A 24,012-nucleotide genomic window follows, 5' to 3' on the forward strand; every position below is an offset into this window, starting at 1 on the left:
TCTCCCCTGCTTCGCGGCGGGCGAGGAACCCAGGTCCTAAGAGGTCGCAGGAACAACCCCTCTGCCCTGCCACTCAGACACGCAGAAAAAGGGGGCAGTGGGGTGCCAGTCTGATACTGTCAGCCGCGACCACAAACGGTCGCGCTGGTCGACAATCCACCGGAACAATCGGCAGGCCTCAGCCCATGCCGGTGATATGGCGAAGCCAGAACGCGAGCGCGATGAAGCCGATGATGGTGGTGACGCCGGTCCAGTCGATATTGGCGCGCTTCAGATCCTTGACGAGCTTCACCAAGAGAACCCAGGCCACGAAGACGAGCGGGAGAATGATGACAAGCCTGATCATGCGACTGCCTCGCTGATGCGATTGCACCTTCGATCAATATAGGAAGCGAATTGGCCGTTTTCAGGACGCCCTGGCGGCAGAACCGGCGCGTCCGCCGGGAACCGAAAAACGGAGTTTTGTCTTTACTGGCGCAGCAAATATGCTAACCGGAGCGCCGTGCCCTTGTAGCTCAGCTGGTAGAGCAGCGGTTTTGTAAACCGAAGGTCGGCGGTTCGATCCCGTCCGGGGGCACCAGTTTCCACCCGACAAACCCCAGAAATCAAGGAACTCAAGGGTTTCAACGTCCCCCGAGGTACACCAAAAGGTACACCGAGGGTCCACCAAGGATGAAAATGACACTGGAGCATGTCCAACCGCGCGGCAATCGGAAGGTCTACCGAAGGAAGGTGCCCAAGGTCGTTCATACACTTACGCCATTCGTTTTGTATCTGGTGAGGTATCATCATCCATTTGATGCCGAGCGACAGCAATACACTCGTTAAGATTGTCCCGAAGCCGAGTAGCCGCTTCAAGGCTAAAGTTCATGTAATTTGTAGGGGAACCTTCCGCACCAGCGTAACCATCGGGCCTCATCGAAAGACCTATGTAGACGTCTCGCTGGTCTATTGACCTCTTAACGCGCCATTCGAGGAAAGAATCGCTAGCACTTCCGACGACCGGGGGTGTCTTGAAGACGACATCTCCGAGCAATGCATTCATTGTTTTTGATTTCGCGAGTAGCTTTTTCGCAAAGGTCCACATCAAGCGATACCCTCCTGACATCTGCAGCATCTACACTTCGACGAGCGTCCGCAATGGGGTCGAACTCGGTCGTTCTGAGTGATTGGGTTTTGATCCCAGAGGGTTGGACGGTGGGAAGGTGTTCCTGAGCTGCACTGCGCACTATGCGACTACGAACGGCAGCGGGTAATAGTCAACGTCCTCGCCTAACAAGGGTTGACAGAAGGTACACCGCTCGGGCACAAAGAGGTACACTGAGCTTAACCTCTTCGGGGGAAGATACTCTCGTATTCCCTTGATTTTCCGGGGTAAATTCGGGTGGAGTGCTCCAGTTGGATTTGGCCCTTAGCGCCGTCCGGGGGCACCAGCACGGGCTTCTTGAGACCTCCGGGGCGCGTGATATCTGCTCATCCCCGATATCCACAGGCCGGGGCCGTCAGGATCGGTAGCACATCAGCTTCAACGCATATATTCCCTGGCGGAAACCATAGTTCCTTAGCGGAAAACCCAGGAGTCTCCGTTGGAGCAGAAACGCACGACCGCCCCCTTCATCAGCGGCATGTGATCAAGAGCGATAACCCAATCTTCCTTAGAAGCGACAGTCAATACGTGATCAAGCGGTGGCCGCGTCGTGTCCCACTCAGTAGGTGACTGTGACGATCACCGTGTCGGTGTAGACGCCGGCCGACGGCATGGCCTGTGGCGGCACCCGGCCATAAACAGTTAAGGACTGCAGCGCCCCCGTGCCGGTTCCCGTCACCATGCTGCCGGTCGTCGATGCATCACCCCAAGGCTGAGTTCGGGCGTTGTCCTTGTAGAGCCCGTAAGTCACGGTTTCCGCCCCCTTTGACATTTTGCGGGCTGCTGGGGGTGAACCTGTGGTCCCGCCGTTCAAGGAGAGTGTGTAAGCCGTCGCAGGGGTGCAGGTAATCGAGACCTGGCCGGTGGCATCAAGATTCGCCGCGAGAACTCCCGACGACCCGAAATCGATGTTGCCGGTCGATACGAGGCAATTCGCAGCGACCGTTGCATTTATCGTGAAGGTCGAAGCCGGCGCGAGGGTGGTGCTGTTAGCTGTACTGCAGTTATTGGCGTTGGTGACGCGGTAACGATATTCGACGTACGCGCCGGAAAAGGTCGAGAGATAAGTCCCGGGTGGAACAGTGCCCTGGCCACCAAAGACCGAGCCATAGATGGTGGCGGTGCCGGTGGCCGTACCCAAGACCCCGAGCGTCAGCCGTAGAGCCGGCGGGCGCGACGCATAGGCCCACGCATAGGACCCCCAGATGATGCTGCGCGCCGAGTCCGAATAGAGCTGATAGTTGAGGCTGTTGGCTCCGCTCAGCATCTGCCGCGCAGTTTCCGTTGATGCGCCGCCACTGCCGGCTGCAAGATGCGCACAAAGCAGGATTTGCTGGCCAACCAGGCCGCCGGTGCAATTCAGGCTTAGCGTTGCGGTCGAGTTGGTTTGGCTGCTCGACAGCGTATCCACCGAGCCAAAGTTCATGTTGGAGACGCCAAAGCTGCAGCTTAGCGCGAAAGCGTGCGACGAGAATAGAGTAGCGCCCAACAGTATGGCAAAACGGAGCATCTTGTTTCCCAGTCTCAGCGGCACGTCACGTCCTTGATCACCACTTGCTGGCCGGGCGTGGGCTGGTAGGCAAATTCGGCTCTGCAGGAACTCCCATCCGAACGATCCACCACCAGCGCGTTTTTGGCATCCAGGCCTTGGATGTAGGCTTGGCCATCGTAGCCGATGACAAAGTCTTCCGAGCCACCATCAATACGGCCGTTCAGGCCAGCCTCAAGCGGTACGCCGCTACTGTCGACCAAGGTGACGAGCGCCGCCTTCGGCGCTTCCGAAACCCCGAAATTCACCACGACGCCGCTGCGGTCGGCCGGCACCACGACTTCCTTGGTGGCCGGAATGTTCGCATCGACTGGCAGGTTCTTGGGATTGATCGAAACGGTGTTCGGCTCGTAGGAATTGAGGCCTGTGATCAGAATGCGCCCCTGACTGTCGGTCTTGCCAACCGGCCGATTCTGGAATTGCACGTCGACATCAGGCGCACCGACCTCAACGACCGCGAAAGCATCGTCGATACGATTGGTCACGAAGATGCCGCCTCCGGCGACGGCAATCGCGCCATCCATCTGCGCAGTCGCTCTGAACTCCTTATCGTATTGTTGAACATCGGCCTCGAAGCGAGCGAAGGGAGCCCTGTAGCTGACGCCAGCCGAACGGCTAGTCGTTTCTCCTTCCGCTGTCCGCGCCCGCCAACCGATGCTGCCGTCCTCCAGACGCTCGGTTTTGGCTACGTCGGCAGCCACATTGAGCCCGTCTGGACCGCTCTCTACGCCAGTCGAGGCCGTGATGTCGTCCCCGAACGGGATGGAAATCCCGGCAAACACCCCGAAGCTGTCGCGGTCTTCGAGGTCGGCAAAGGCCGTGGCGTAGAAGCTGCTTCGTTTGAATATTTGCTGACTATAAGAAAGGCCGACAATCTGGCTCTTCTCGCCTTCGGCGCTTTCGAGATGGGTGTAGGAGAGATTGAGGCTTGAAAACTCAAGCGGTGCCGGAACACTTAAAGTTACCTGATCAATCGATCGCGGGACGTTGCCGCTAAAGATCGGCAAATCGCCAGGCTTAGGAAACGAAGGTTCTGCAGTCACCGAGGCGACATCCTGGTAATCGCCGAACGCACGCTGGATGCGACCATAGATTGACCATCCCTTATAGGTCGTCTCCAGCGATGCGTTCACAATCGCCCCCGTGCGCCCCTCATGTTGGCTGCCGGCGACCGCCACCGAGGCAGCGCCGTAGTGTCCGAGCGGAAAGGCCGCGCCCACGCCGCCGTTGACCAAATTCTCGCCGCCCTCGGCATGCCCCTCGAGTGTCAGCCAGTTGGTGAGACCGTAGCGGGCGCTGGCGACGCCAAACAGGCGCTGGTCATAGTCGGCAGAGTCGATGCCGAAATTGCGCCGTGGAAATCCGACTTCCGCCGAGAAATCGAGTAGACCCTGTCCCAGCATGGAGGAGGACGTGTAGAACGGCAGCGTGGCGCTAGTCTCGCGACCAAGACTGTCTCGCAGGACAACCTGCGCTTCGCCGGCGCCCGCAAACACGGGCAGATTGGTTATCTGGAACGGCCCAGCGGGAACGTTGCCGCTGAAGGTACGGACGTTCTGGGTATAGACTTCAAGCGTGGAAGGGACGGCTGCGGTTCCTCCGAACGACGGCAGCGGCAGCGTAACTAGATCGGATCGAAGCCGGAAATTGCGTTGCGCCTGGACGCCGCCGAGGTAGACGGGCCGCGTCCACGACAGACCGCCGGAAATGAAATCACCTGCCCGATAGGTCACCAGGCGTTCTGGGTCCGAATAGCTCCAGGTCGTGTTGAGCCGCACAAGCCCGCCGAACTCGCCGTCCGAATAGCCGGCGGTGAATGACTGCCCGAGCGTGCCGAAGGGGCTGAAAACGCGCGCGTCGAAGCCACCGGAAATGCCTTGGAACAAGTCCAGATCATCTTCGAACCAGCTATTAGAGCTTGCAAAAAGCGAATAGTTCAGCACACCACCGTAGCCGGACTGCGGTTTCAGGCGATCTTCCTTATCGCTGCCGCGAATGTCCACGACGTGCGCGGATCGACCATCGTTGGTTGTCGTTGCGTAAAGGCGCTGGGTTGCTTCGTCGACGCGAAAGGCAACGTCCGGCAGCCGATCCAGCCTGACCAGACCGTCGGCATCGATCGCGCTATCCACAGGTTTCAGGCCAAGTTGGGTGAGTTCGTCCGGCGTTGTAGCCAGGCTGCCGTCCGCAAATTCCGTGAAAGTCCCGATCAGGTCCGTCGAAACGTCGTTGATGAACACTTCAAGGTACAGATCGCGGCGTTCCGTCTGAGGGGAAGCGGAATCCATAATCTGCGGTTCGGATTGTAAATCCTGCGCATTCACCGACAGAGACGAGAGGACGGTGCCTACAATGACGATGACAACCTTACGGTCATTTGATCGCAACTGGGGCATCGAACGGTCCAAGGTCGCTTTGCCCTTTGAGCGCAACAGGGCTTGCGGCCAGCGACTTGGCGTTGCCGAGCGGCCATTGCATTGTAGCGCCGCCCAAAACATAGCCGACCAGCCCACTGCGGGCTCCGAGTTTCTTTCTGCCTTGGACCAAATTGAGATTCGACAGTCTCAGGCGGCTTTCACCGTTGTTGCGCGCGGTCAGGACGAGCCTGCCTCCGGCCCGCGATAGGCTGAACGAGACGTCAGAGGGTTTCGCATCGGGATTGCGAAAGAAGACAGGTACGGAATAGCGAAGTACCAGAGCGACCGTTCCGGCCTTTTTCCGCGATGGGTCGGGCAACTCGTCTACCAACAGGCGATAGCTTTCTTCCGTAGCCACAGGGGCCTTGCTGACGCGGACGACGCGAACGACGTAGTCTGCATTAGGCCCGATCTTAGTCGATGGCGGGCTGGCGACGACATCCGAAGTCGGCTCCAGTTGCTCCACGCCGCCGGCCTGCCGCCACCTGAACACGCGAATCTGTACGTTTATCGGGCGCTTGGCGTCATTGTGCAGGTTCAATACCGCCGCGCTGTCGGGCGCGATCAACTCCAGGCTAGTTGGAGCGACCCTCAGTGAAGCAGCCTCAACGAGACCTGCGCTCAGCATGAAGATCGCGGCGGCACTGATACGTGTCAGCAGACGTCGCATACAATTCCCTCGCGCTTGGGAGAGATCAATACTCTATGGTGATCGCAACCGTGTCAGTGTAGTCGCCTGCTGCCGGCGTCAGCTGAGCGGGCACCCGCCCATAGACGGTCAGGTTTTGAACGTTGCCGTTACCGGTTCCGGTGGCAGTGTCCGTCCCAACAGTGTTGCCCCAAACGAGGCTGTGCCCGCTGTCGCGATAAATCGTGTAGTTTACCGTGCCAGCGGCAGGCGAGGTCATTTTGCGAACCGCAACAGTTGCGCCGGAGCCAGAGCCCGCGCCTAGGCCGACATTGTAAGTCTGGCCGGAGGTGCACTGCACGCCGATGGTGCTGGTCTGGTCGACGTTTGCATCGAGGACGCCGTGCGAAGCAAAATTCAGGTCATTGGCTGTCTGCACCTTGCACTCATTGGTGATCGTCAGGCGAACCGTCATGCTGCCGTTCGCCGTCACCGCAAAGGCAGAATTGGTCATCAGGGACGCTGTCGAAAGAAAAGCCAAAACGGCTGCCAGCTTGACGCGCATTGGAGTGCTCCTTTGTCTCCGGGTGCTCGCCCAGCGCGAAAACCGTCAACAAACCCTTTGCATGCCTCTCCTTAATATTCAACTAATCATGAGGCCAAGACGCCCGAGAGCCTTGTGCATATTTTGCCTGAACGGGACCTCCCAATGTACCGAGAGGTTCAGTCGCTGCCCGATTTGAACTCTAATGATGCGCTCGCCCGGCCTCTATGCCCTTTTTCGTGCCAATTTAGCAAAAAATACGGCTGCCGCTGTTTGGCATCGCTCCTCACTTTTCCTGTGGAGAACTACAGGAGGCGTTCTTAAGGGGGACGAGAGCGAGGGATGGACAGTGCCAACCCACCGGATGTGGACCGATTAGCGAAGCAGCCGTGGCTTTGAACCGTTTCGGTCATCCAGAGCCAGCGACCCTCCACAAGGTCCGTCTCAAACGCGCTTGATATCTGCTCATCCCCGATATCCACAGGCCGGGGCCGTCAGGATCGGTAGCACATCAGCTTCAACGCATATATTCCCTTGCGGAAACCATAGTTCCCTAGCGGAAAACCTAGGAGTCTTCGTTGGAGCAGAAACGCACGACCGCCCCCTTCATCAGCGGCATGTTTGGTGGCGTTGTTGTCTTCGCCTTCGCGTTCGGCTTTCGTTTCCTGGTAAGTCCCGATCCCGATCCTGCATCAAGAGCAACGACAAGCCTTTCGGTACTGGCATTCGCCATTTGCTTCGGCGCGGCATTCCTTCGCGAGCATCGACGCCAGATTGCCGCCGCCAGAGAATTCTTAAGCCGCCCAAGATCGTATTAGGCTGAGGACTCATAAGCGAAGCGACGATCTGATGATCGCCAAGGCCATGCTCGACAAGAAGGCGCCGCTGGCACTTTCATCGGTATTGACGGGCTTTGGCGCCAGCGGCCTGGCGGAGAAACTCTACGAACATTTCAATATGCCGCAAAGGCGATAGTGAAGGCAGCTTGGAGGCAACGCCTCGCGCGGGCGAGGACAATCGCCAGCGCCGAATGTCGGAATTGGGCGCCAGCTCGGCGCATTTCATGGCGCCTCCCTCACGCCCAGGCATGAAGCTGTCCTTGTTGACTCGAGGAGTATTTGCATGCGTGGTCATTGCTTATGCGGCGCTATTGCCTTTGAAGTCGATGGCCCGGCACAGGCCTGCGTGGTCTGTCATTGTGAAAGTTGTCGGCGGCAATGTTCTGCGCCGATGACCACCTATATTGGCGTCTTGAACGGCCAATGGCGATGGTTGGGCAAGCTACCGAAGGTATTCAACTCTTCTCCCGGTGTGGAAAGAACATTTTGCGATCACTGTGGTACGCCGCTGTCCTTCCGCTCAAAGAACATGTCTGATGTCATGCATTTTTTTGCGGCGGCGATGGAGGAGCCAAAAAAATTTGCACCTACGCTGCATGTCGCTTTTGAGGAGAAGCTCCCTTGGCTGAAACTCGCCGACAACCTGCCGACCCGTTTTGGGCCTGACTATACGAAAGATTAGGACGGTACGGACCGGGAGCGTCGGGATCGCCAGAAAGTTCCCGTGAAATTGCCGGCTTAGCCTGAACCAGATCGGGCTCAAGCATCTCCTACCAGGAGACGCCGAGCTCTTTCCTGTCTTGCTTTTTGCTGGGCCATAGGTTCGTCCCGCCTCCCGACGGCCACTTAACAGCATTCGATTAAATTGCTCCAATGTATATTAGCACTCGCTCAATTAAGCGCGCCGACAATGCCCGTGCGGCGGGCCAAAAACCAAAGGTGTTGTCATGCGTAGTGATTTCGCCGCGGCGCGCGAGCTTTTGGAGTGCGCACAAAACCGCCTCTGCGGCGTGGATGAAACGAGCCAACGCGTCAACGAGGCCCTCGACGCGCTGATTGAAGAAATAGCCATCGCGGAATTCCGCAAGGCGCCACTGACGGTCGTGCCGTTTCCACGAGCGCGCCCGCCTAAGCATGTCCGGTAGAGAGCACCGGTCGCGCCCGTGTCAACGGAGCCGGCGCAGGAGTTTCACAACCGCTCGTTCGAGCGGCCGTTGAACCGCCAACCCTTTAACCGTAAGCTTGCCGGCAGCGGTGCTCTGAAACCCGAGCTGATCCATGTCACGCTGTGGAGATGTCTACGAGAACAAGGTGACCGGCGAATATGCGGTCATCCTGCGTGGCACCGAAGACCGCGGCCAGGGACCTGGCATCGCTCATCTGACCGCCCGACCGGGAGCCGCAGTGGTGGGCGAGCACTACCACCCGAACCTGACGGAGCGGTTTGCCGTCCTCGGCGGCCGGCTCGACGCTCGCATCGCCGGGAAGACTTTGTCCCTGGGGCCAGGCCAATCCGCCACGGTCGAAGCAGGCGTCGCACATGATTGGTGGAACAGCAGCAAAACCGAAGAAGCGCATGTGCTGGTCGAAGTCGACCGGGCGCCAGGCGCGAACGATATCGACCCGAACCGTTTCGAGCTGCTGATTGGCATGCTCTTCGGCCTGGCCAATGCCGGCAAGGTGGACAAAAAAGGCAGGCCTTCGCCGCTTCAGGCGGCAGTTATCGCCAGAGAATTTGCCGATGTAATCGTCTTCACGTACCCGCCACCTGCGATTCAGCGAGTGGCGCTGGGGATCCTGGCGCCACTCGGCCATCTGTTTGGCTATCGCGCGATCGACCCCGGCTACTGCAAGCCGCACGGGCGTGTCACGCCGGCTCCTGAAATCCTCGCTCGAGCAGGCCTACAGGCCGGGTGATCTGGGTCGATGCAGCGCGCCCGGCATTTTTTGTCGGCTGCCATACATAGGGCTCGCGGCAAGCTCTATGAAGCACTCGTGACCTGACCGGATATCGCGGCCCTGTCGAACGTGTTTCTCACCCTGACCGACTTGTAAACGTAGGCGACCCAGACGCCGGTCAGGACAAAAGAAACTGCGGGCATTACCAACGCATCCCCTGCAAGCACCAAGCTCACAGGAGCGCTCATAACCGCTGAGATCCATACCGCGTCCAGAAAAAACACGATTGGTATTGCAAACCACTGATACATGAACAGCTGCTTGAAGCGGTAACTCCGCAGCAGCATCGCAAAGAGCACAACCACCTGGATCACCACAAACGCCAGCAAGAGGGCAATCTCTCCGTAGACCGCCAAAGTGCCATTCGGGAGCGTCATGAGCTGTCGGTAGCCTTCACTCGATGAGCCCAATGAGACGAGCGTGCGTAGCGGGGAGAAAGCCTGAAGGATCGCCAGCAGCATAAGCCAGCCTCCAAAACCTACGAGAGCCGAAGGATCCTGTAATGGCTTTGCGGCTGACCGAACGGCAAAGAAAACAGGCACGCCGATCAGCAGCAGCAGTATAGCCCAATGCCAGATGGAAATCCGCATCCAATCCCTCCTTTGATGCCCGTTCAGGTTGTAGCAGATTTCAATCTCAACTCAAGAGGCAACATCGAGAGGAAGCGCTGCCTGCAAGATCCGTCAACACTATATTTCTGGCACGATGCTATTTCCGGCAGGATGTCATGTCGCGAACTCTGATCGTCGTTGGTCTCAGCATAGTCGCCATAGGCCTGCTGTGGCCTTGGTTGGCCCGGTCCGGCCTTGGCAGGCTACCCGGCGATATCGTAATCGAGCGTGAGAACTTCAGGCTTTATGTCCCTATCACCACGGGGATACTGGTCAGCATCGTGCTCTCGGCCATTCTATGGCTGATCAACCGTTAGGCGGTGCTCCGGCAACGGCGATTTGTGTTGCTGGCCCTTCTCGCCCTTGATCTTCTTACACTCCGATCGCCGCCACCAATATCCGGTTCTGCCTGCGTATCGCCGTGCGCAACTCTGCAATCCTCGCCTCCTCGCGCTTCACGAACTCGATGAACATCATGTTCATGTTGTTGAAGATGAGTTCGCCGAGCGCCGGACCGTCGATGTCGCGGCGCACCAGGCCGAGCGCCTGCAGGCGGGCGATCAGCGCGCGGATCTGCTCGGTCAGTGCCCGGTCGAGCGTCGTATAGGCCTGGCCGAACGGGCTGTCGGGCAGCTGCGTCGAGATCGCCATCGCCTGCCGCCACATCTCCTTGCTGAGATAATGCAGCGAATGCTCGATATAGATGCCGAGCAGCGTATCGAGAGCATCGCCGACATTGGCCGGCGGGTTGGCGACGACGCCGCGCCCGGCATTGAGCACCTCGTTGACCTCCATCGAGACGATAGCGCCGAGGATGTCGCCCTTGTTCTGGTAGTAGTTGTAGATGGTGCCGACCGAGACTTCGGCCTGCGCGGCGATCGTTTCGATCTTGGCGCCTTCATAGCCGGCATCGCGGAAAAGCGCCGCCGCCGCCTCGATGATGCGGCGGTGCCGATCCGCCTTCTGCCTTGCCCGCAATCCGCTCATAGCCGCTGTTTGCCACAAAAACAGAATTGACTCAATTTTAGAATTGGTTCAATTTTTTGCCACAAGCCAAAAAGGCAAGGGAGAACACTCGATGTCCATCAAGCTGAAGAAGACCCCCAATCCAATTACCAGGAACCCGCTTTCCGTTCTGAAGGGCCATCTCCAAGGCGCGTGCGCCGCCGCAGCACTGTTGCTGGCGGCTGGCAGCCTCGCTCAGGCGCAGGATCTCAACGCGCTGATCTGGTGCGATCACGCCGATCCGGCGCTGTTGCAGCCGTTCGAGGAGGCGAACGGCGTCAAGGTCAATGTCAAGGAGTTCGAAGGCACCGGCGCCGGCCTGGCCATCGTCGAACAGTCGCAGCCCGGCGACTGGGACGTGATGGTGATAGACAGCATCGACGTGCCGCGCGGTGTCGAAAAGGGCCTGTTCGAACCGTTGCCGGAAGACAAGCTGCCGCTGGCCGACCTGTTCCCGCAAGTGAAGATGGATAGTTCGACCGTCGTCGACGGCAAGCGCTACGGCATCACCGAAAAGTTCGGCTACAACACGATCGGCTACAACAAGACCAAGGTCGACCCGGCCGACATGCAGTCGCTTGCCGCGCTGACCGGCGACAAATACAAGGGCAAGATCGCCATCTACGATTATTACTTGCCGGTCATCGGCATGGCCGCACTGGCGATCGGCAAGAAGACGGCGGAACTGACGGAAGCCGACCTTCCCGCCATCAAGGAAGAGCTGCTCAAAATGAAGGCCAACGCCAAGCTGGTCGGCGAAGTGACCGCCAGCCAGACGGCACTGGCGACCGGCGAAGTCGACATACTGGTCGGCGGCGGTGAATGGGTGACGGCTGGGCTGGCCAAGGAAAACCCTGCCCTCGACTTCTCTATTCCCAAAGAAGGCGCGGTGCTGTGGTCGCAGTCGCTGGCAATGTTCAAGGATTCCAAGAACAAGGAGCTGGCGCTTAAATTCATCCAGTACATTATGAGCCCCGAAGGGCAGGCGCGGCTCGCCACCTCATCCTGCTATTGGGGCATGCCGGCCAACAGCAAGGCGGCCCTGAGCGACGAGCAGAAGAAGATCCTGCGCTTCGACGAGCAGCCGGAATTCCTCGCCCGCGCCCAGGCCTATCCGGCGCCGAATGCCGATCTCGACAAGAAGATGCAGGACGTCTGGACCGAAATGCTGCAGGCGCAATGACCGGCTGCCAGTCGTGAACGCCGTCAACAGCGGGCGTGCCCTGCCCTGGGCGCTGGTCACGCCGGCGCTCGGCTGGACGTTGCTGTTTTTCGTGCTGCCCTTCGTCGCCATGGCGGTATCCAGCCTGACGGCGCACGAAGGCGGCGGCTTCACGCTGTCCAACTACAGCCAATTCTTTGCCAATCAGTCCTACTGGCAGGCGATGGTGAACTCGCTACAGGTCACAGCGATCGTCACCATTATCTCGGTGCTGCTTGCCTATCCCTTTGCCTGGATTCTGGCCGAACAGGTGCCGGAGCGCTGGCAGCGGCTGGCGCTGATGCTGGCGGTGCTGCCCTTCTGGACCTCCTATGTCGTGCGCTCCTATTCGTGGCTGCTGGTGCTGGCACAGAACGGCGTCGTCAACCGCGCGTTGACCGGCTCCGGCCTGTTCGGCGAACCGCTGCAACTCGCCAATACGCGTTTGGCCACCATCACCGGCTTCGTGCATTTCTTCGTCATGCTGTTGACGCTGACGATCTTCGCCAATCTGAAGCAGCTCAGCCCCAGCTACCGGAAGGCCGCCGCCGATCTCGGTGCCGGGCCGCTGCGGACTTTCCTGCATGTCGTTCTGCCGCTGACCTTGCCTGGCATCATGGTCGGCGCCTTCCTCACCTTTGTGCTGTGCATCGGCGACTACATCACGCCGCAGATCCTCGGCGGCAACAACGAGCTTTTGATGCCACAGCTCGTCATGATGCAGATCGGCCGGCGCGGCGACTTTCCGCTCGCCTCGGCGCTGTCGATCATCCTGATGGCGGTGGTCACCATCGCCTACCTCGCCTGCGCCCGCTGGCTGAAGATCGAGCGGGCCTGACCATGCGCGCTTTCATCCGCCTCGTCTCCGGCCTTTACGCCATCGCAATCTACGGCTTCATCTTTCTGCCGGTCGTCGTTCTTGTGCTGTTTTCGCTGCAGGCAACCTCGTTTCCGATCCCGCCCTTCACCGGGCCGTCGCTGCGCTGGTACGAGGCCGTGCTCGCCGACACGCGGCTGACTTCGGCGCTGGTCAATTCGCTGCTGGTGGCGGTCGTCTCCTCGGCTGTCGCCGTCACGCTCGGCTTTCTCTCCGCCTGGGGTTTTGCGCGCTTCGCCTTGCCGGGCTCGGGCCTGATGCGCGGGCTGATCACCTTGCCCTTGACCGTCAGCTATCTCATCATCGGCATGGGGCTGCTGGTGCTGTTCGACTGGGCCGGCGTGCCGAAGTCTCTACTTGCCGCCGGCATCGGCCATGTGGTGATCAACCTGCCGCTCTGCTTTGCCATCATCTACAGCCAGATGGGCGATCACCAGATCAACATCGAGCGCGCCGCGCGCGATCTCGGCGCACCCGAATGGAAGGTGCTGCTTTTGATTACCGTACCCGTTATGGCGCCGGCGATCTTCGCCGGCTTCTTCCTGTCGATGACCTTCTCCTGGGACGAATTCGTCATCTCGTTCCTGTTGACGCGCTTCGACACGACGCTGCCGGTCGAGATCTGGAACCTGCTGCGCTCCGGCCTCAATCCGAAGACCAACGCCGTCGGCTCGCTGGTCTTCGCCGTCTCCATCGTACTGGTGATATTGTTCGAGCTGATGCTGTTGCGGAGGAAGCCGGCATGAGTGCGCCACTGGTCGACATAAGCTCCGTCTCGCATCGCTTCGGCCAGCACACGGTGCTGAAGAACGTCTCGCTGACGATCGAGCCTGGCAGCTACACGATCCTGCTCGGGCCTTCCGGCTCCGGCAAGACGACGCTTCTGTCCATCCTCGGCGGCTTCGTCACGCCGAGCGAGGGCAAGGTGCTGATCCGCGGCGAGGACTGCACCGCAGTGCCACCGGCGAAGCGGCCGACGACGACCGTGTTCCAGGATTATGCGCTGTTCCCGCACATGAGCGTCGGCAGCAACGTCGGCTTCGGTCTGCGCATGCAGGGTGTCGATGGCGCAACCCGGGCAGCAAGGGCACGCGAGGCGCTGGCGCTGGTTGGCCTCGCCACCGCCTTCGACAAGAAGCCGCATCAGCTTTCCGGCGGCCAGCGGCAGCGCGTGGCGCTGGCGCGCGCCCTGGTGGTCGAGCCGGCGGTGCTCCTGCTCGACGAGCCGCTCGGCGCGCTCGACCTGAAATTGCGCCGGCAAATGCAGGATGAATTGAAGGCGATCCAGAAACGCGTCGGCACCGCCTTCATCCACGTCACCCACGACCAGGAAGAGGCGATGGCGCTGGCCGATCATTGCGTGGTGATGAATGACGGGCGCATCGAGGACGAAGGATCGCCCGAGCGTGTCTATGCACGGCCGGCGACGCGCTTTTCCGCGACCTTCATGGGCGAAAGCACGCTGATATCGGGAACGGTGACGGAGGCGAAGAGTGGCAAGATCACCGTCGCAACGAAGCTTGGGGCGCTCTCGCTGCCTGGCACATTGCCGGCCGGCTCGACCGTTGCGCTGGCCATCCGGCCTGAGCATCTTGTCCTCGGCGCAACCAGTGGCGGCGTGGCGCTTGGCACGGTCAAGGTGAGCGATGTCGTCTTTCAGGGCAGCTTCAAGCGTGTTCTGGGAACCTCCGCGGCCGACCCGGCGCTGCACTTCATCGCCAAGGTCCCCGCCGTATCGGCAGTCCAGCCGGGCGACGTGGTCGCGGTATCGTGCGATGCTGGCGACATCATCCTGCTTGCGGACTGAACATGAGCACGCCTCCAACCATCGACGCCGGCCACTGGTACGAAACCATCCGCATGGGCGATGGCGTGACGCTGATCCACGAGCCGTGGATCAAGCCGTTCTTCCGCTGCAACATCTGGCATGTGCGCGGCCGCGACCGCGATCTTCTGTTCGACACCGGCCTTGGCCATTTCAGCCTGCGCCGCCACGTGCCGCTGCTGACGGAGCGCAAGCTCACCTGCGTGGCCAGCCACACGCATTTCGACCATATCGGCTGCCATCACGAATTCCCCGACCGCTGCGTGCACCCGGCCGAGGCCGGGATCCTCGCCGACCCGCGCAACGAATGGACGGTTGCCGACCGCTATGCCACCGACGAGATGTTCGACGGCATGCCGCACGGCTGGGACACGAAGCGCTACCGGATCCTGCCCGCACCAGCCGGCCGGTTGCTCGAGCAAGGCGATATCCTCGATCTCGGCGACCGTGCCTTCGAGGTCATCCACACGCCCGGCCATTCACCCGGCGGCATTGCGCTCTACGAAAACAGGACGGGCATCCTGTTTTCCGGCGACATCATCTATGACGGCCCGCTGATCGACGACGTCTATCACTCCGATATCGACGATTATGTCGAAACGCTGCTGCGCCTGCGCGATCTCGATGTCTCGGTCGTGCATGGCGGCCATTTCCCGAGCTTCGGGAGAGTCCGCTATCGCCAGCTTGTCGACGAGTATCTCGCGCAAAAGCGCCAGGCCGGCTGTCATCTGCTCGCCCGTTAAGGACCAGCGTAGTAACGTCAAAGCGCCCTTTGCGGACAGGGTGTCCCCGCCGCGTCGCCGCAGCGTGAGGCCGTGGGCTCGGGTCTGAAACTCTTTTCCTCCGACTGGCGCACCAGTTCCGCGAAAGCCAGGGCAAAACTTGCCAGCATCAGGAAGACGATAATCAAGCGTGCCAGCGGCAATAGATCGGCCTCGACTGGTTAGCCCCCACGCCGCCCATTCACTGCCGGCTAACATGATCGATCCGGCTTTACGAGGGCTTAAGGCGGGCCTTAACCATCACATCATTTTGTCCTCCGACACGATGCGCGAGTGCGCCCTGTTCGGCCGCCATATCAAGACACCTCCCGCCCTTTGCAGAAATGCCCACCCATGCTAACCCGGCGCTGGCGCGGCCCAGCAACCGGTCGCCGCCAATCGGTCGCCAAACGGTCGTCGCCAATCGGTTGTCGTTGAGAGCCATGAGCAAAACCGCCAACCGTTTCGCCTTCGTCTCATCCGGTACAGCCGACGCCAATGCGGCGCTGGAAAGCCTTTCTGCGCGTTACGGCCAGGCATCCGTCGAAGAAGCCGGGATCGTCGTGGCGCTCGGCGGCGACGGCTTTCTGCTGCAGACCCTGCGTGAGACGATGAGCACGGGAAAGAAGGTCTACGGCATGAACCGTGGCACCATCGGTTTCCTGATGAACGAATACCGCGCCAGCGGCTTGACCGGGCGCATCGCGGCGGCCGTTGCCGAAACGATCCGCCCGCTGGAGATGCAGGCAGTTACGGCGGAGGGCGAGACGATTTCGGCGCTGGCGATCAACGAGGTCGCGCTTTGGCGCCAGTCCTACCAGACCGCCAAGATCCGCATCACCGTGGATGGGCAAGAGCGGCTGGAGGAATTGCACTGCGACGGCGTGATGATTGCGACGCCGGCCGGCTCGACCGCGTACAATCTGTCCGCGCACGGGCCGATCCTGCCGCTCGACGCTCCGCTGCTGGCGCTGACCCCGGTCAGCCCGTTTCGCCCGCGCCGCTGGCGCGGCGCGCTGCTCTCCAACAAGGCGAGCGTGCGTTTCGACATTCTGGAGCCGGAAAAGCGGCCGGTGAACGCCGCCGCCGACCACACCGAGGTCAAGGCGGTGACGACGGTCACGGTAAGGGAATCGCCGACGGCAACGGCGACGCTGCTGTTTGATCCCAACCATTCGTGGAACGAGCGCATTCTCGCCGAACAGTTCAGGTATTAAACGACAAAAGTAAAACCCGGCACGAGGCCGGGTCCAGTGCAACACAAAGTCTCGCCGCAACCGATCCTTACGATTAGAACTTGTAGTTCAGGCCGACAACTCCGGTGTGTATCCGGACCTTTGCCTCGACATTCTCGCCGCCGTCGACCGTATAATCGCCCTTGCCTAGATCGAAATACTTGTATTCGCCCTTGAGCGACCAGTGATCATTAAAGGCATATTCCAGGCCCGCACCCAGCGTCCAGCCTGCTTTGGTCTTCGTGGTATCGTTCGTCCCGACGGGACCACTGGTGCCAATCTCTATGGTTCCATAGCCGAGACCACCGGTACCGTAAATCAGCAGCCTGTCCATCGTGTAGCCAATTCGACCCCGCAACGAACCGAGCATCTTTACATCGGACTCGCAAGTGTAGGCTGGGTTTGGGCAAGATGTGTCCCCATCGATCTTGGCGGCCGCGATATCCGCCTCGATACCATAGACTATATTTCCGCTCTGGAAATTGTAGCCGGCCTGAACGCCGCCTAGAGCACCGCTGCCATCGTGATCAGCCGTCGCCCCGTTAAGGCTATATTCCCAGTCCACCTTGCTTTTGCCGCCGCCGACATGCGCGCCTAAATAAAAGCCCGTCCAGTTGTATGTTGACGCAACCGGCAACTCCACGACGTCGGCCGCCATCGCCGGCATCAAGGCAAGTGCCACAAATGCGGCAGAGAGAAGAATTTTTTTCATGATGTGGCCCCTCGACTAAGAAAAATGGATGAATCATTCGTGTCAAGGTTTCTGCTCCAACTCAAATCCTAAATGCAATTTTGCCGTGCAATCGGGATGAATGCAGCAAGGCGTTGCTGATCCGCAACACTTGCGCTGGTGCGGAAAAAACTGTTGCCTTCCTGGAAAGTCGGCATCGGCGATGCGGTAACCATCGCGATTAAGGTTACGACTTCACAATCGTGCCAATGCCGCCCGTTTGTGTTGACAAATCGTGGGCTTGCGCCTACCTGCAATACCAATCTTGCAGGCGCGCGGCGCTTGCCGCGACTGCTTACGTTGCGCCCCCGAACCAGCCAAAGACCGCCAAACTTGTCCTCAGACACCCAGATCGCTCAAGAAGCGTTGACCTTCGCAGACCTCGGCCTGTCGCCGAAGGTCCTTTCCGCAGTTACCGATGCCGGCTACACCGAGCCGACGCCGATCCAGGCTGGTGCTATCCCGCACGCCTTGCTCGGCAAGGACGTGCTGGGCATTGCCCAGACCGGCACCGGCAAGACGGCGTCCTTTGTCCTGCCGATGCTCACCCGGCTGGAAAAGGGCCGCGCCCGCGCCCGCATGCCGCGCACGCTGATCCTCGAGCCGACGCGCGAGCTCGCCGCGCAGGTCGAGGAAAACTTCGTCAAATACGGCAAGAACCACAAGCTCAACATCGCGCTGCTGATCGGCGGCGTGTCCTTCGACGAGCAGGACAAGAAGCTCGAGCGCGGCGCCGACGTGCTGATCGCGACGCCAGGCCGCCTGCTCGACCATCGCGAACGCGGCAAGCTCCTGCTCAACGGCGTCGAGATCCTCGTCATCGACGAGGCCGACCGCATGCTCGACATGGGCTTCATCCCCGATATCGAGCGCATCTGCGAAATGATTCCGTTCACCAGGCAGACGCTGTTCTTCTCGGCGACGATGCCGCCGGAAATCACCAAGCTCACCGAGAAATTCCTGCACGCGCCGGTGCGCGTCGAAGTGTCGAAGGCAGCATCGGCCGCCACCAACATCACCCAGCGGCTGGTGAAATCCGGCCCGAAACCCTGGGACAAGCGCGAGACGCTGCGCAATCTGATGAAGGCCGAGGATGCCGAGCTGAAGAACGCCATCATCTTCTGCAACCGCAAGGTCGAGGTGTCGGAGCTGTTCCGTTCGCTGCTGAAATATGATTTCGACGCCGGCGCTCTGCACGGCGACATGGACCAGCGCGCGCGCATGCAGATGCTGGCCAATTTCCGTGACGGCAAGCTGCGCTACCTCGTCGCTTCGGACGTCGCGGCGCGCGGCCTCGACATTCCCGACGTCAGCCATGTCTTCAACTACGACGTGCCGATCCACGCCGAGGATTATGTCCACCGCATCGGCCGCACCGGCCGCGCCGGTCGCTCCGGCAAATCCTTCACCATCGCGACCAAATCGGACACCAAATACATCGACGCCATCGAACGGCTGATCGGCACCAAGATCGAGTGGCATGACGGCGACCTGTCGACAGTCGTCGCCAGCGAGGGCGGCGAGGACGAGGCCCCGCGCCGTGGCCGTGGTGCTCCACGCCGCGCCGGGCGTAAGGACGACGCCAAGGACAGGGGCGAGCGCAAGCCGCGTGAACGCCACGCCAAGCGCAGCGAAGAAGCAGAGCCGGGAGCGGTTAGCGAGGAACAGCCGGTCGTGGCCGAAGCCGCAGTCGCCGACATCGGCGAGCGGCGTACCCGCAAGGAGGCGATCCGCTCGGAAAACAGCGAGCGCCAGGCTTCACCTGAACGGAAGGCTTCGCCCGATCGCAACGAACGGCGCGCGCCCGAACGCGGCGACACAAGGCCGCAGCGCGAGCGCCCTGCCCGCCAGCGCCAGGAAGACAACGACGCGACCGTCGGCTTCGGCGATGACATGCCGGCCTTCATGCGGATCGTCGCCAAGGTCTGATACTAGACAATCGCACGTCCCACGGCCGCGCCAGGCATTTCCACGGCGTCAGTCCGGCAGGCCAGCCTTGCGAAGACCTTCGATATATCTGCTGCGATCGTCCGGTCGATAAAACGGCGGCAGCACTTCGGCCAGATTCGAAAGCCGCAGCGAGGGATCGAACGCGCAGAGCCGGGCCATCATTTGCTGCGCTTCCGAAAGCCGTCCCGCAAGAGCATGACCTGCGGCAGCAACACGCATAGCGCTCGCGTAGTTCGGCTGGGACCGCAACGAGCCTTCTGCCCATTCGACAGCATCGTCGTAGCGGCCAGCGCAAAAATGAGCGAGCCCGGTGCAGAACTGCCAAGCGAACAGACGTGGATCCAGCGGGCTCAGACGCATGGCGCCCGCAGCGTGTTCGACGGCCTTGCCTGGCTCGCCAAAGCAAGCCTTGACCCAGCTGCTTAGGCCCCAGGCGGCCGCTAGATTCGGGTTGAGAACGAGCGCGCGATCGATGCAAGCCGCACTGTCGTCAAGGTCGCCACCTACGTAGCCGAGGACGTATCCACCGAAGGAAAGCGCAATCGCATCGTCCCTTCCGAGTTCGACCGCTCTCCTGGCCAGTCGAGTAGCCTCGGCATTCTCTTTCGCGCGGTCTGTCATCCAGCCGTTGCTTTTTCGGGTGGCGTAGCACCGCGCCGCCCGCGCATAGGCTGCGGCAAACTCCGGGTCACGGTCGATCGCTTTCATGAAGAGGCGCAAGGCATCGTCGATGGCCGATCTACTAGTGATCGTCCCGGGGAAGTAACCTCCAGGCCACCAAGCAACCGGATGCGCACAAATCGTCTCCAGACTTTGACCGCGGCGACAGAATAGCATCTCGGTGGATCGATTTAACACCGATTTAACGGCGGCTCGTCGGACTTCTCCCAGTTGTTCACGCCCAGCCGAACAGGCCGAAAACGTCTGCGTGGCACGCTCCCATCCGCAAACTCGAAATGGGAGACCAAAACAATGGCTCACTCGGAAACTCGCGCCGCCCGCAGCATGTCCAAACGCTTGCTTGGGTCCAGCCTGAAAGGCGCAGCAATGATGATCGCTGCCTTCTCGGGATGGCGGCGGACCGTCGCGAGACGCAGAGCACTGGCAGATCTGACGGCCGAACAGCTGAAGGACATCGGTCATTCGGAGGTTCATCAACCCGCGCTCGATGCCGCCACGGCTGTTCTAATCACGAACTTGATGTCGATGAGGTAAGATCGGCGTTGAGTTTGGTCTGCGCCCTAAAGGTTCTTGAGTTCCAGGCGGGATGCCAACAGGTCCAGAAAAGCGCGGACTTTGGCCGAGGATGATCTGCCTTCCGGCCACACGGCGTGTATCGGCACCGGCACTGGCTCGAATTCGGTCAAAGCCAGTTCCAGGCGGCCGTCGTCCACCAGGTGTTTTACCTGCCAAAGCGGCGAGTAGCCCAAACCCAATCCGTGAACCGCGGCTGCATAGATCGATATCATCAAATTTGACCGGAAGGTGCCCGCGACCTTCACCGGCCGGGGCTTGCCTTCAATCTGAAACATCCATTCGCCTGGGCGGCCGTCGACGGTTCGTACGATGCATTCATGCTCACGCAATTCGAGCGGATGGGCCGGTCGGCCGTGTTGCTGGAAGTAGGCAGGTGCGCCGAACACCACGCGTCGCAGCGCGCCCAGGCGCTTCGCACGTAAATTGGAATCCGGCAAATTGCCGATTCTTACCGCCAGATCGAGACCCTCGGCATCAAGATCGACAAATTCATCGGAAAGCTTGAGGTCAACCTCGACCCGAGGATATGTCCGCATATAGTCGGCGATAACCGGCACGAGGAAGTCCGGGCCGAACAGAACAGGGGCACCCACACGCAGGATGCCCGATGGCTCCGACCGTCGATTGGCCGCCTGAAGCCTGGCTTCGTTGATTTGCTCGACGGCGGGTTTGATGCGCTGGAAAAAGGCCGCTCCGGCTTCGCTCGGCGTCGAGCGGCGTGTCGTCCTGTGCAGAAGCTCGACCCCGATTGATTCCTCCAATGTGGCCAGGGACCGACTGACCGACTGCAGCGAGCGGTTCAGCCGGCGTGCGGCAGCCGTCAGGCTGCCATGCTCGACAATGGCAATGAAGGCTTCGAAATCGTCTATCCGGCTCATCGCCTATTTCTCCCGAAAATCGGGATAAACTATCGCAAAATCGATGAATTGTAACGCAGTTCGCCGGATTTTATCTTCCCTGCACAGGCCGAAAGGCAGACTCGAGGGAAGGAGATCGTCATGCGAACACCCAGTCCAACCGTCCTGGTCGTAGGCGCCGCAGGCCGCGTTGCCGGTTTGGTGGTGCCTGAACTCGTCGGCCGCAATGCCAGGATTCGGGCGCTTGTTCGTGACGCCGCGAGTGCCGAAAAAGCCCGGAAAGCCGGTGCATCCGAGATCGCGATCGGAGATCTGCGCAACCATCAGAGCCTTGAGCAGGCCGTGAAAGGTATCGACGGTGTCTTTCACATCGGACCGGCCTTTGCTGCCGACGAAGCCGCCATGGGGGTTGCCATGGTTGAGGCGGCGGCGCGAGCAGGCGTTCGAAAGTTCGTTTTTTCGTCGGTGATCCAGCCGACCAATACGAGGCTGGAAAACCATGCAAGCAAGGTACCTGTCGAAGCTGCCCTCTATTCGACGAACATGGAATACACCATTCTGCACCCGGCCAATTTCATGCAAAATATCGCGGCGGCCTGGCCCTCTGTCGTCGAGCATGGCGTTTTCGCCGAGCCGTTTCCAAAGACGGCGAAGCTCGCCCGCGTCGACTACCGCGATATCGCTGAAGTGGCAGCGATCGCACTGACCGAATCGCGTTTGTCCTATGCGACCCTCGAGCTGTGCGCCGACGGTATGCACAGCCGCGAAGAGGTCGTCGCCATGATGAGCGAAGCGCTTGGCCGGCCGGTTTCGGCGGGCGAGCCGACATTTCAGGACTGGGCGGCGAAGGCCCGCCTTCCCTATACCGACCGGCAGTTGCAGATGCTGGCCAAAGTACACAGCCACTACGCCAAATACGGCCTCGGCGGGAACAGCCTGACGTTGCGTGCCGTGCTTGGCCGCGAGCCGCGTTCGCTGCGAAGCTTCATTCGGGAATTGGCGCTGCAGACGTATATGCCGCCTGATCGTCCTCACAATAACGCCTACGCATATTTTCTGATTAGGAGACTTCGATGCAAGCATCACCGGACCAAGCCTTCAAGTTGAGAAAGCTGCCGCCCTCCTACGGCGCGGTGGTGATGCCGTTGGTTCTTTCGATTCTGATGTCGTCGATTGTCTCGGCGGTTTCGACGGCAATCGGCGCAGGCTGGACGAAGGGGTTCATAGCGGCCTGGAGCTATGCATGGGGCGCTTCATGGCTTGTCGCGTTTCCCAGTCTGCTGATTGTGCTTCCGATCGTGCGCCGGATCGTTGCCGCGATTGTCGATCAACCGGCCCGGTCCTGACATCACGAACGAAGGGTGCCGGCGGCCATAGGGCCGGCCTAGCGATTAGAGCGGCCCCGTGCGGGGCCGCTGCCGGTTCGTGCGCTTGCCTCAGGTAAGCGGCGACAGCTGGATCTCGACGCGGCGGTTCTGAGCCCGGCCGGCAGCGGTCGCGTTGGAGGCGATCGGACGCGTCTTGCCGAAGCCGGTGACGGCGAAGCGGCGGGAATCGACGCCCTGTCCGGACAGATAGTTGGCGACCGCCAAAGCACGGCGCTGCGACAGGTCGAAATTGTGCTCGTCGCTACCGGTCGAGTCGGTGTGGCCGAACACGTCGACCGTGGTCTGGCGGAACTTTTTCAGCACAAGGGCCACTGAATTCAGCACCGGATAGAAACCGGCCTTCACCGCGTCCTGGTCGACGTTGAAGGTAATGTCGGACGGCATATTGAGGATGATCTGGTCGCCGGTGCGGGTGACGCTGACGCCGGTGCCCTGAAGCTGTCGGCGCAGTTCGGCCTCGTTCTGGTCCATGGTGGCACCGATGGCACCGCCGGCAAGCGCGCCGATGCCCGCGCCGATCAGCGCGTTGCGGCGGTCGTTACCGCCGGCTAGCATGCCGAGCCCGGCACCCGCCAAAGCACCGAGACCGGCGCCGGCAGCGGTGTTGGAAACCTTCTGTTCCCCGGTGTAGGGATCGGTGGTGCATGCGCTCACGAGCACAGCCGTCGCCACGACGGCGAGCACAATCTTTTTCATATGGTGGTCCCTCTCCATTCCACGGCCGCGCAACGGCGCACCGCATCAGCCCTTCCAGCGACTTGTAACATGAAATGCGGCGAAAAGCGGACCAGCAAAAGCCGTTGCCGCGGCTTTCCCCGGCTCAATTCCACACGCCTGCGGTGGCTCGCGCGACCACCGCAATTCGACCGGCTACCAGAGATTCTTGCCGTCGATGACCACCACTTCGACCGTGTCGAGATCGAAATCGTCGAACAGCCGCGAGTTCACGCTGATCTTCGGATTGTCGAAATTCGGCTCGCCTGTCGACCAGTCCGGCGTCTCGGTGAAGGTGCCACAGCCGCAGGTGGCGCAAAAACCGTGTTTTATGGTTTTCGATCCCCACAGGTAGAACGAAACATTCTCCGGCGGGCTGGTGAGTCTGAATTGCGATGGGGTGTAATAGGCCCACAACGAACCGCGTTTCGAACGTACGCCTCCGGCGAAGGCCGCCTTGCGGGAGCATGGCATGGTAGCGAGGCTGCGCTCTTAAGGTCGTCCTTACGAGCGTAGTT

At 60.5% G+C, this 24,012-nt stretch carries 29 protein-coding genes and 1 tRNA gene; 17 read left to right on the forward strand and 13 right to left on the reverse strand.

All coding sequences use genetic code 11. The annotated features are described in order from the left end of the window. Positions 1 to 178: 178 nt before the first annotated feature. Positions 179 to 346 (reverse strand): hypothetical protein, encoded by a 168-nt coding sequence (locus NKJ35_RS24565; RefSeq protein ID WP_352649907.1) that lies wholly within the window; start codon positions 344 to 346, stop codon positions 179 to 181. A gap of 158 nt (positions 347 to 504) precedes the next feature. Between NKJ35_RS24565 and NKJ35_RS24570 the strand changes: the two genes are divergently transcribed. After that, positions 505 to 580: transfer RNA gene (locus NKJ35_RS24570), tRNA-Thr, on the forward strand. A 1,126-nt stretch (positions 581 to 1,706) separates the two neighbouring features. Here the strand turns inward: NKJ35_RS24570 and NKJ35_RS24575 are convergent. The 4 genes from NKJ35_RS24575 to NKJ35_RS24590 are packed head-to-tail and all read right to left on the reverse strand — an operon-like array spanning position 1,707 to position 6,255. Continuing rightward, a complete protein-coding gene (locus tag NKJ35_RS24575; RefSeq protein WP_352649908.1) occupies positions 1,707 to 2,657 on the reverse strand; it encodes a Csu type fimbrial protein in 951 nt (316 codons plus the stop codon). 14 nt (positions 2,658 to 2,671) lie between these two features. Next, on the reverse strand, positions 2,672 to 5,092 hold the full coding sequence (locus NKJ35_RS24580; protein ID WP_352649909.1) for a fimbria/pilus outer membrane usher protein: 2,421 nt from the start codon (positions 5,090 to 5,092) through the stop codon (positions 2,672 to 2,674). Further along, entirely contained in the window at positions 5,070 to 5,783 is a 714-nt protein-coding gene (locus tag NKJ35_RS24585) for a fimbrial biogenesis chaperone (protein WP_352649910.1), read from the reverse strand. Before NKJ35_RS24585 ends, NKJ35_RS24580 begins: the two co-directional genes overlap by 23 nt. Positions 5,784 to 5,808: 25 nt before the next feature. Continuing rightward, positions 5,809 to 6,255 (reverse strand): Csu type fimbrial protein, encoded by a 447-nt coding sequence (locus tag NKJ35_RS24590; protein ID WP_352649932.1) that lies wholly within the window; start codon positions 6,253 to 6,255, stop codon positions 5,809 to 5,811. A gap of 608 nt (positions 6,256 to 6,863) precedes the next feature. Here NKJ35_RS24590 and NKJ35_RS24595 point away from each other — a divergent pair. The 5 genes from NKJ35_RS24595 (at position 6,864) to NKJ35_RS24615 (ending at position 9,041) form a co-directional block, all read left to right on the forward strand. Further along, the gene (locus NKJ35_RS24595; RefSeq protein WP_352649911.1) at positions 6,864 to 7,103 is read left to right on the forward strand and encodes a hypothetical protein; all 240 of its coding nucleotides are present in this window, start codon (positions 6,864 to 6,866) and stop codon (positions 7,101 to 7,103) included. 31 nt (positions 7,104 to 7,134) lie between these two features. Next, positions 7,135 to 7,260, forward strand: coding sequence for a hypothetical protein (locus tag NKJ35_RS24600; protein WP_302894114.1), 126 nt, complete (start codon positions 7,135 to 7,137; stop codon positions 7,258 to 7,260). A gap of 147 nt (positions 7,261 to 7,407) precedes the next feature. Then, positions 7,408 to 7,806, forward strand: coding sequence for a GFA family protein (locus NKJ35_RS24605; protein ID WP_352649912.1), 399 nt, complete (start codon positions 7,408 to 7,410; stop codon positions 7,804 to 7,806). Between the two features lie 265 nt (positions 7,807 to 8,071). Next, entirely contained in the window at positions 8,072 to 8,269 is a 198-nt protein-coding gene (locus tag NKJ35_RS24610) for a hypothetical protein (protein WP_352649913.1), read from the forward strand. A 133-nt stretch (positions 8,270 to 8,402) separates the two neighbouring features. Beyond that, complete coding sequence (locus NKJ35_RS24615) at positions 8,403 to 9,041, forward strand: cupin domain-containing protein (RefSeq protein WP_352649914.1); 639 nt, start codon at positions 8,403 to 8,405, stop codon at positions 9,039 to 9,041. Between the two features lie 65 nt (positions 9,042 to 9,106). Here NKJ35_RS24615 and NKJ35_RS24620 read toward each other — a convergent pair whose 3' ends face one another. Then, entirely contained in the window at positions 9,107 to 9,673 is a 567-nt protein-coding gene (locus tag NKJ35_RS24620) for a DUF2569 family protein (RefSeq protein WP_352649915.1), read from the reverse strand. A 137-nt stretch (positions 9,674 to 9,810) separates the two neighbouring features. On the opposite strand from NKJ35_RS24620, the gene NKJ35_RS24625 reads away from it, so the two are divergent. Continuing rightward, positions 9,811 to 10,011: a DUF2905 domain-containing protein gene (locus NKJ35_RS24625; RefSeq protein WP_352649916.1), complete on the forward strand. Its 201-nt coding sequence runs from the start codon at positions 9,811 to 9,813 to the stop codon at positions 10,009 to 10,011. A gap of 55 nt (positions 10,012 to 10,066) precedes the next feature. Here NKJ35_RS24625 and NKJ35_RS24630 read toward each other — a convergent pair whose 3' ends face one another. After that, a complete protein-coding gene (locus NKJ35_RS24630) occupies positions 10,067 to 10,681 on the reverse strand; it encodes a TetR/AcrR family transcriptional regulator (protein ID WP_352649917.1) in 615 nt (204 codons plus the stop codon). A 91-nt stretch (positions 10,682 to 10,772) separates the two neighbouring features. Here NKJ35_RS24630 and NKJ35_RS24635 point away from each other — a divergent pair, with 91 nt between their 5' ends. From NKJ35_RS24635 to NKJ35_RS24660, 6 genes are all read left to right on the forward strand, one after another. Further along, positions 10,773 to 11,882, forward strand: coding sequence for a polyamine ABC transporter substrate-binding protein (locus NKJ35_RS24635; protein ID WP_352649918.1), 1,110 nt, complete (start codon positions 10,773 to 10,775; stop codon positions 11,880 to 11,882). 13 nt (positions 11,883 to 11,895) lie between these two features. After that, on the forward strand, positions 11,896 to 12,738 hold the full coding sequence (locus NKJ35_RS24640; protein ID WP_352649919.1) for an ABC transporter permease: 843 nt from the start codon (positions 11,896 to 11,898) through the stop codon (positions 12,736 to 12,738). Between the two features lie 2 nt (positions 12,739 to 12,740). Then, a complete protein-coding gene (locus NKJ35_RS24645; RefSeq protein WP_352649920.1) occupies positions 12,741 to 13,523 on the forward strand; it encodes an ABC transporter permease in 783 nt (260 codons plus the stop codon). After that, positions 13,520 to 14,584 carry an ABC transporter ATP-binding protein gene (locus NKJ35_RS24650; protein WP_352649921.1) on the forward strand — a complete coding sequence of 355 codons (1,065 nt, stop codon included), beginning with the start codon at positions 13,520 to 13,522 and terminating at the stop codon, positions 14,582 to 14,584. The genes NKJ35_RS24645 and NKJ35_RS24650 overlap by 4 nt, the downstream gene beginning before the upstream one ends. 2 nt (positions 14,585 to 14,586) lie before the next feature. Then, positions 14,587 to 15,345: an MBL fold metallo-hydrolase gene (locus tag NKJ35_RS24655; RefSeq protein WP_352649922.1), complete on the forward strand. Its 759-nt coding sequence runs from the start codon at positions 14,587 to 14,589 to the stop codon at positions 15,343 to 15,345. Positions 15,346 to 15,806: 461 nt separating this feature from the next. After that, positions 15,807 to 16,580, forward strand: coding sequence for an NAD kinase (locus NKJ35_RS24660; RefSeq protein ID WP_352649923.1), 774 nt, complete (start codon positions 15,807 to 15,809; stop codon positions 16,578 to 16,580). 73 nt (positions 16,581 to 16,653) lie between these two features. Here NKJ35_RS24660 and NKJ35_RS24665 read toward each other — a convergent pair whose 3' ends face one another. Next, complete coding sequence (locus NKJ35_RS24665; RefSeq protein WP_352477471.1) at positions 16,654 to 17,310, reverse strand: outer membrane protein; 657 nt, start codon at positions 17,308 to 17,310, stop codon at positions 16,654 to 16,656. 68 nt (positions 17,311 to 17,378) lie between these two features. Beyond that, the gene (locus NKJ35_RS24670; protein WP_352508556.1) at positions 17,379 to 17,675 is read right to left on the reverse strand and encodes a hypothetical protein; all 297 of its coding nucleotides are present in this window, start codon (positions 17,673 to 17,675) and stop codon (positions 17,379 to 17,381) included. Between NKJ35_RS24670 and NKJ35_RS24675 the strand changes: the two genes are divergently transcribed. Further along, positions 17,662 to 19,257, forward strand: a complete 1,596-nt coding sequence (locus NKJ35_RS24675) for a DEAD/DEAH box helicase (protein ID WP_352649924.1) — start codon at positions 17,662 to 17,664, stop codon at positions 19,255 to 19,257. The genes NKJ35_RS24670 and NKJ35_RS24675 overlap by 14 nt on opposite strands. 48 nt (positions 19,258 to 19,305) lie before the next feature. Here the strand turns inward: NKJ35_RS24675 and NKJ35_RS24680 are convergent, their stop codons facing one another. Next, positions 19,306 to 19,986 carry a tetratricopeptide repeat protein gene (locus tag NKJ35_RS24680; protein WP_352649925.1) on the reverse strand — a complete coding sequence of 227 codons (681 nt, stop codon included), beginning with the start codon at positions 19,984 to 19,986 and terminating at the stop codon, positions 19,306 to 19,308. A gap of 264 nt (positions 19,987 to 20,250) precedes the next feature. Between NKJ35_RS24680 and NKJ35_RS24685 the strand changes: the two genes are divergently transcribed. Further along, positions 20,251 to 20,493 carry a YjiS-like domain-containing protein gene (locus tag NKJ35_RS24685; protein WP_352649926.1) on the forward strand — a complete coding sequence of 81 codons (243 nt, stop codon included), beginning with the start codon at positions 20,251 to 20,253 and terminating at the stop codon, positions 20,491 to 20,493. A gap of 26 nt (positions 20,494 to 20,519) precedes the next feature. Here NKJ35_RS24685 and NKJ35_RS24690 read toward each other — a convergent pair whose 3' ends face one another. Then, entirely contained in the window at positions 20,520 to 21,413 is an 894-nt protein-coding gene (locus NKJ35_RS24690) for a LysR family transcriptional regulator (protein ID WP_352649927.1), read from the reverse strand. 120 nt (positions 21,414 to 21,533) lie between these two features. Between NKJ35_RS24690 and NKJ35_RS24695 the strand changes: the two genes are divergently transcribed. Then, entirely contained in the window at positions 21,534 to 22,499 is a 966-nt protein-coding gene (locus NKJ35_RS24695; RefSeq protein ID WP_352649928.1) for an NmrA/HSCARG family protein, read from the forward strand. Then, positions 22,466 to 22,738 (forward strand): DUF2798 domain-containing protein, encoded by a 273-nt coding sequence (locus NKJ35_RS24700; protein ID WP_352649929.1) that lies wholly within the window; start codon positions 22,466 to 22,468, stop codon positions 22,736 to 22,738. Before NKJ35_RS24695 ends, NKJ35_RS24700 begins: the two co-directional genes overlap by 34 nt. Before the next feature lie 90 nt (positions 22,739 to 22,828). Here NKJ35_RS24700 and NKJ35_RS24705 read toward each other — a convergent pair whose 3' ends face one another. Next, on the reverse strand, positions 22,829 to 23,476 hold the full coding sequence (locus NKJ35_RS24705; RefSeq protein ID WP_254817106.1) for a YiaD family glycine zipper/OmpA-like lipoprotein: 648 nt from the start codon (positions 23,474 to 23,476) through the stop codon (positions 22,829 to 22,831). A 174-nt stretch (positions 23,477 to 23,650) separates the two neighbouring features. Next, entirely contained in the window at positions 23,651 to 23,968 is a 318-nt protein-coding gene (locus tag NKJ35_RS24710) for a GFA family protein (RefSeq protein WP_352649930.1), read from the reverse strand. Between the last annotated feature and the right edge of the window lie 44 nt (positions 23,969 to 24,012).

Origin of the sequence: Mesorhizobium sp. M0136 (genome assembly GCF_040322515.1) — a bacterium.
GTDB lineage: Bacteria > Pseudomonadota > Alphaproteobacteria > Rhizobiales > Rhizobiaceae > Mesorhizobium.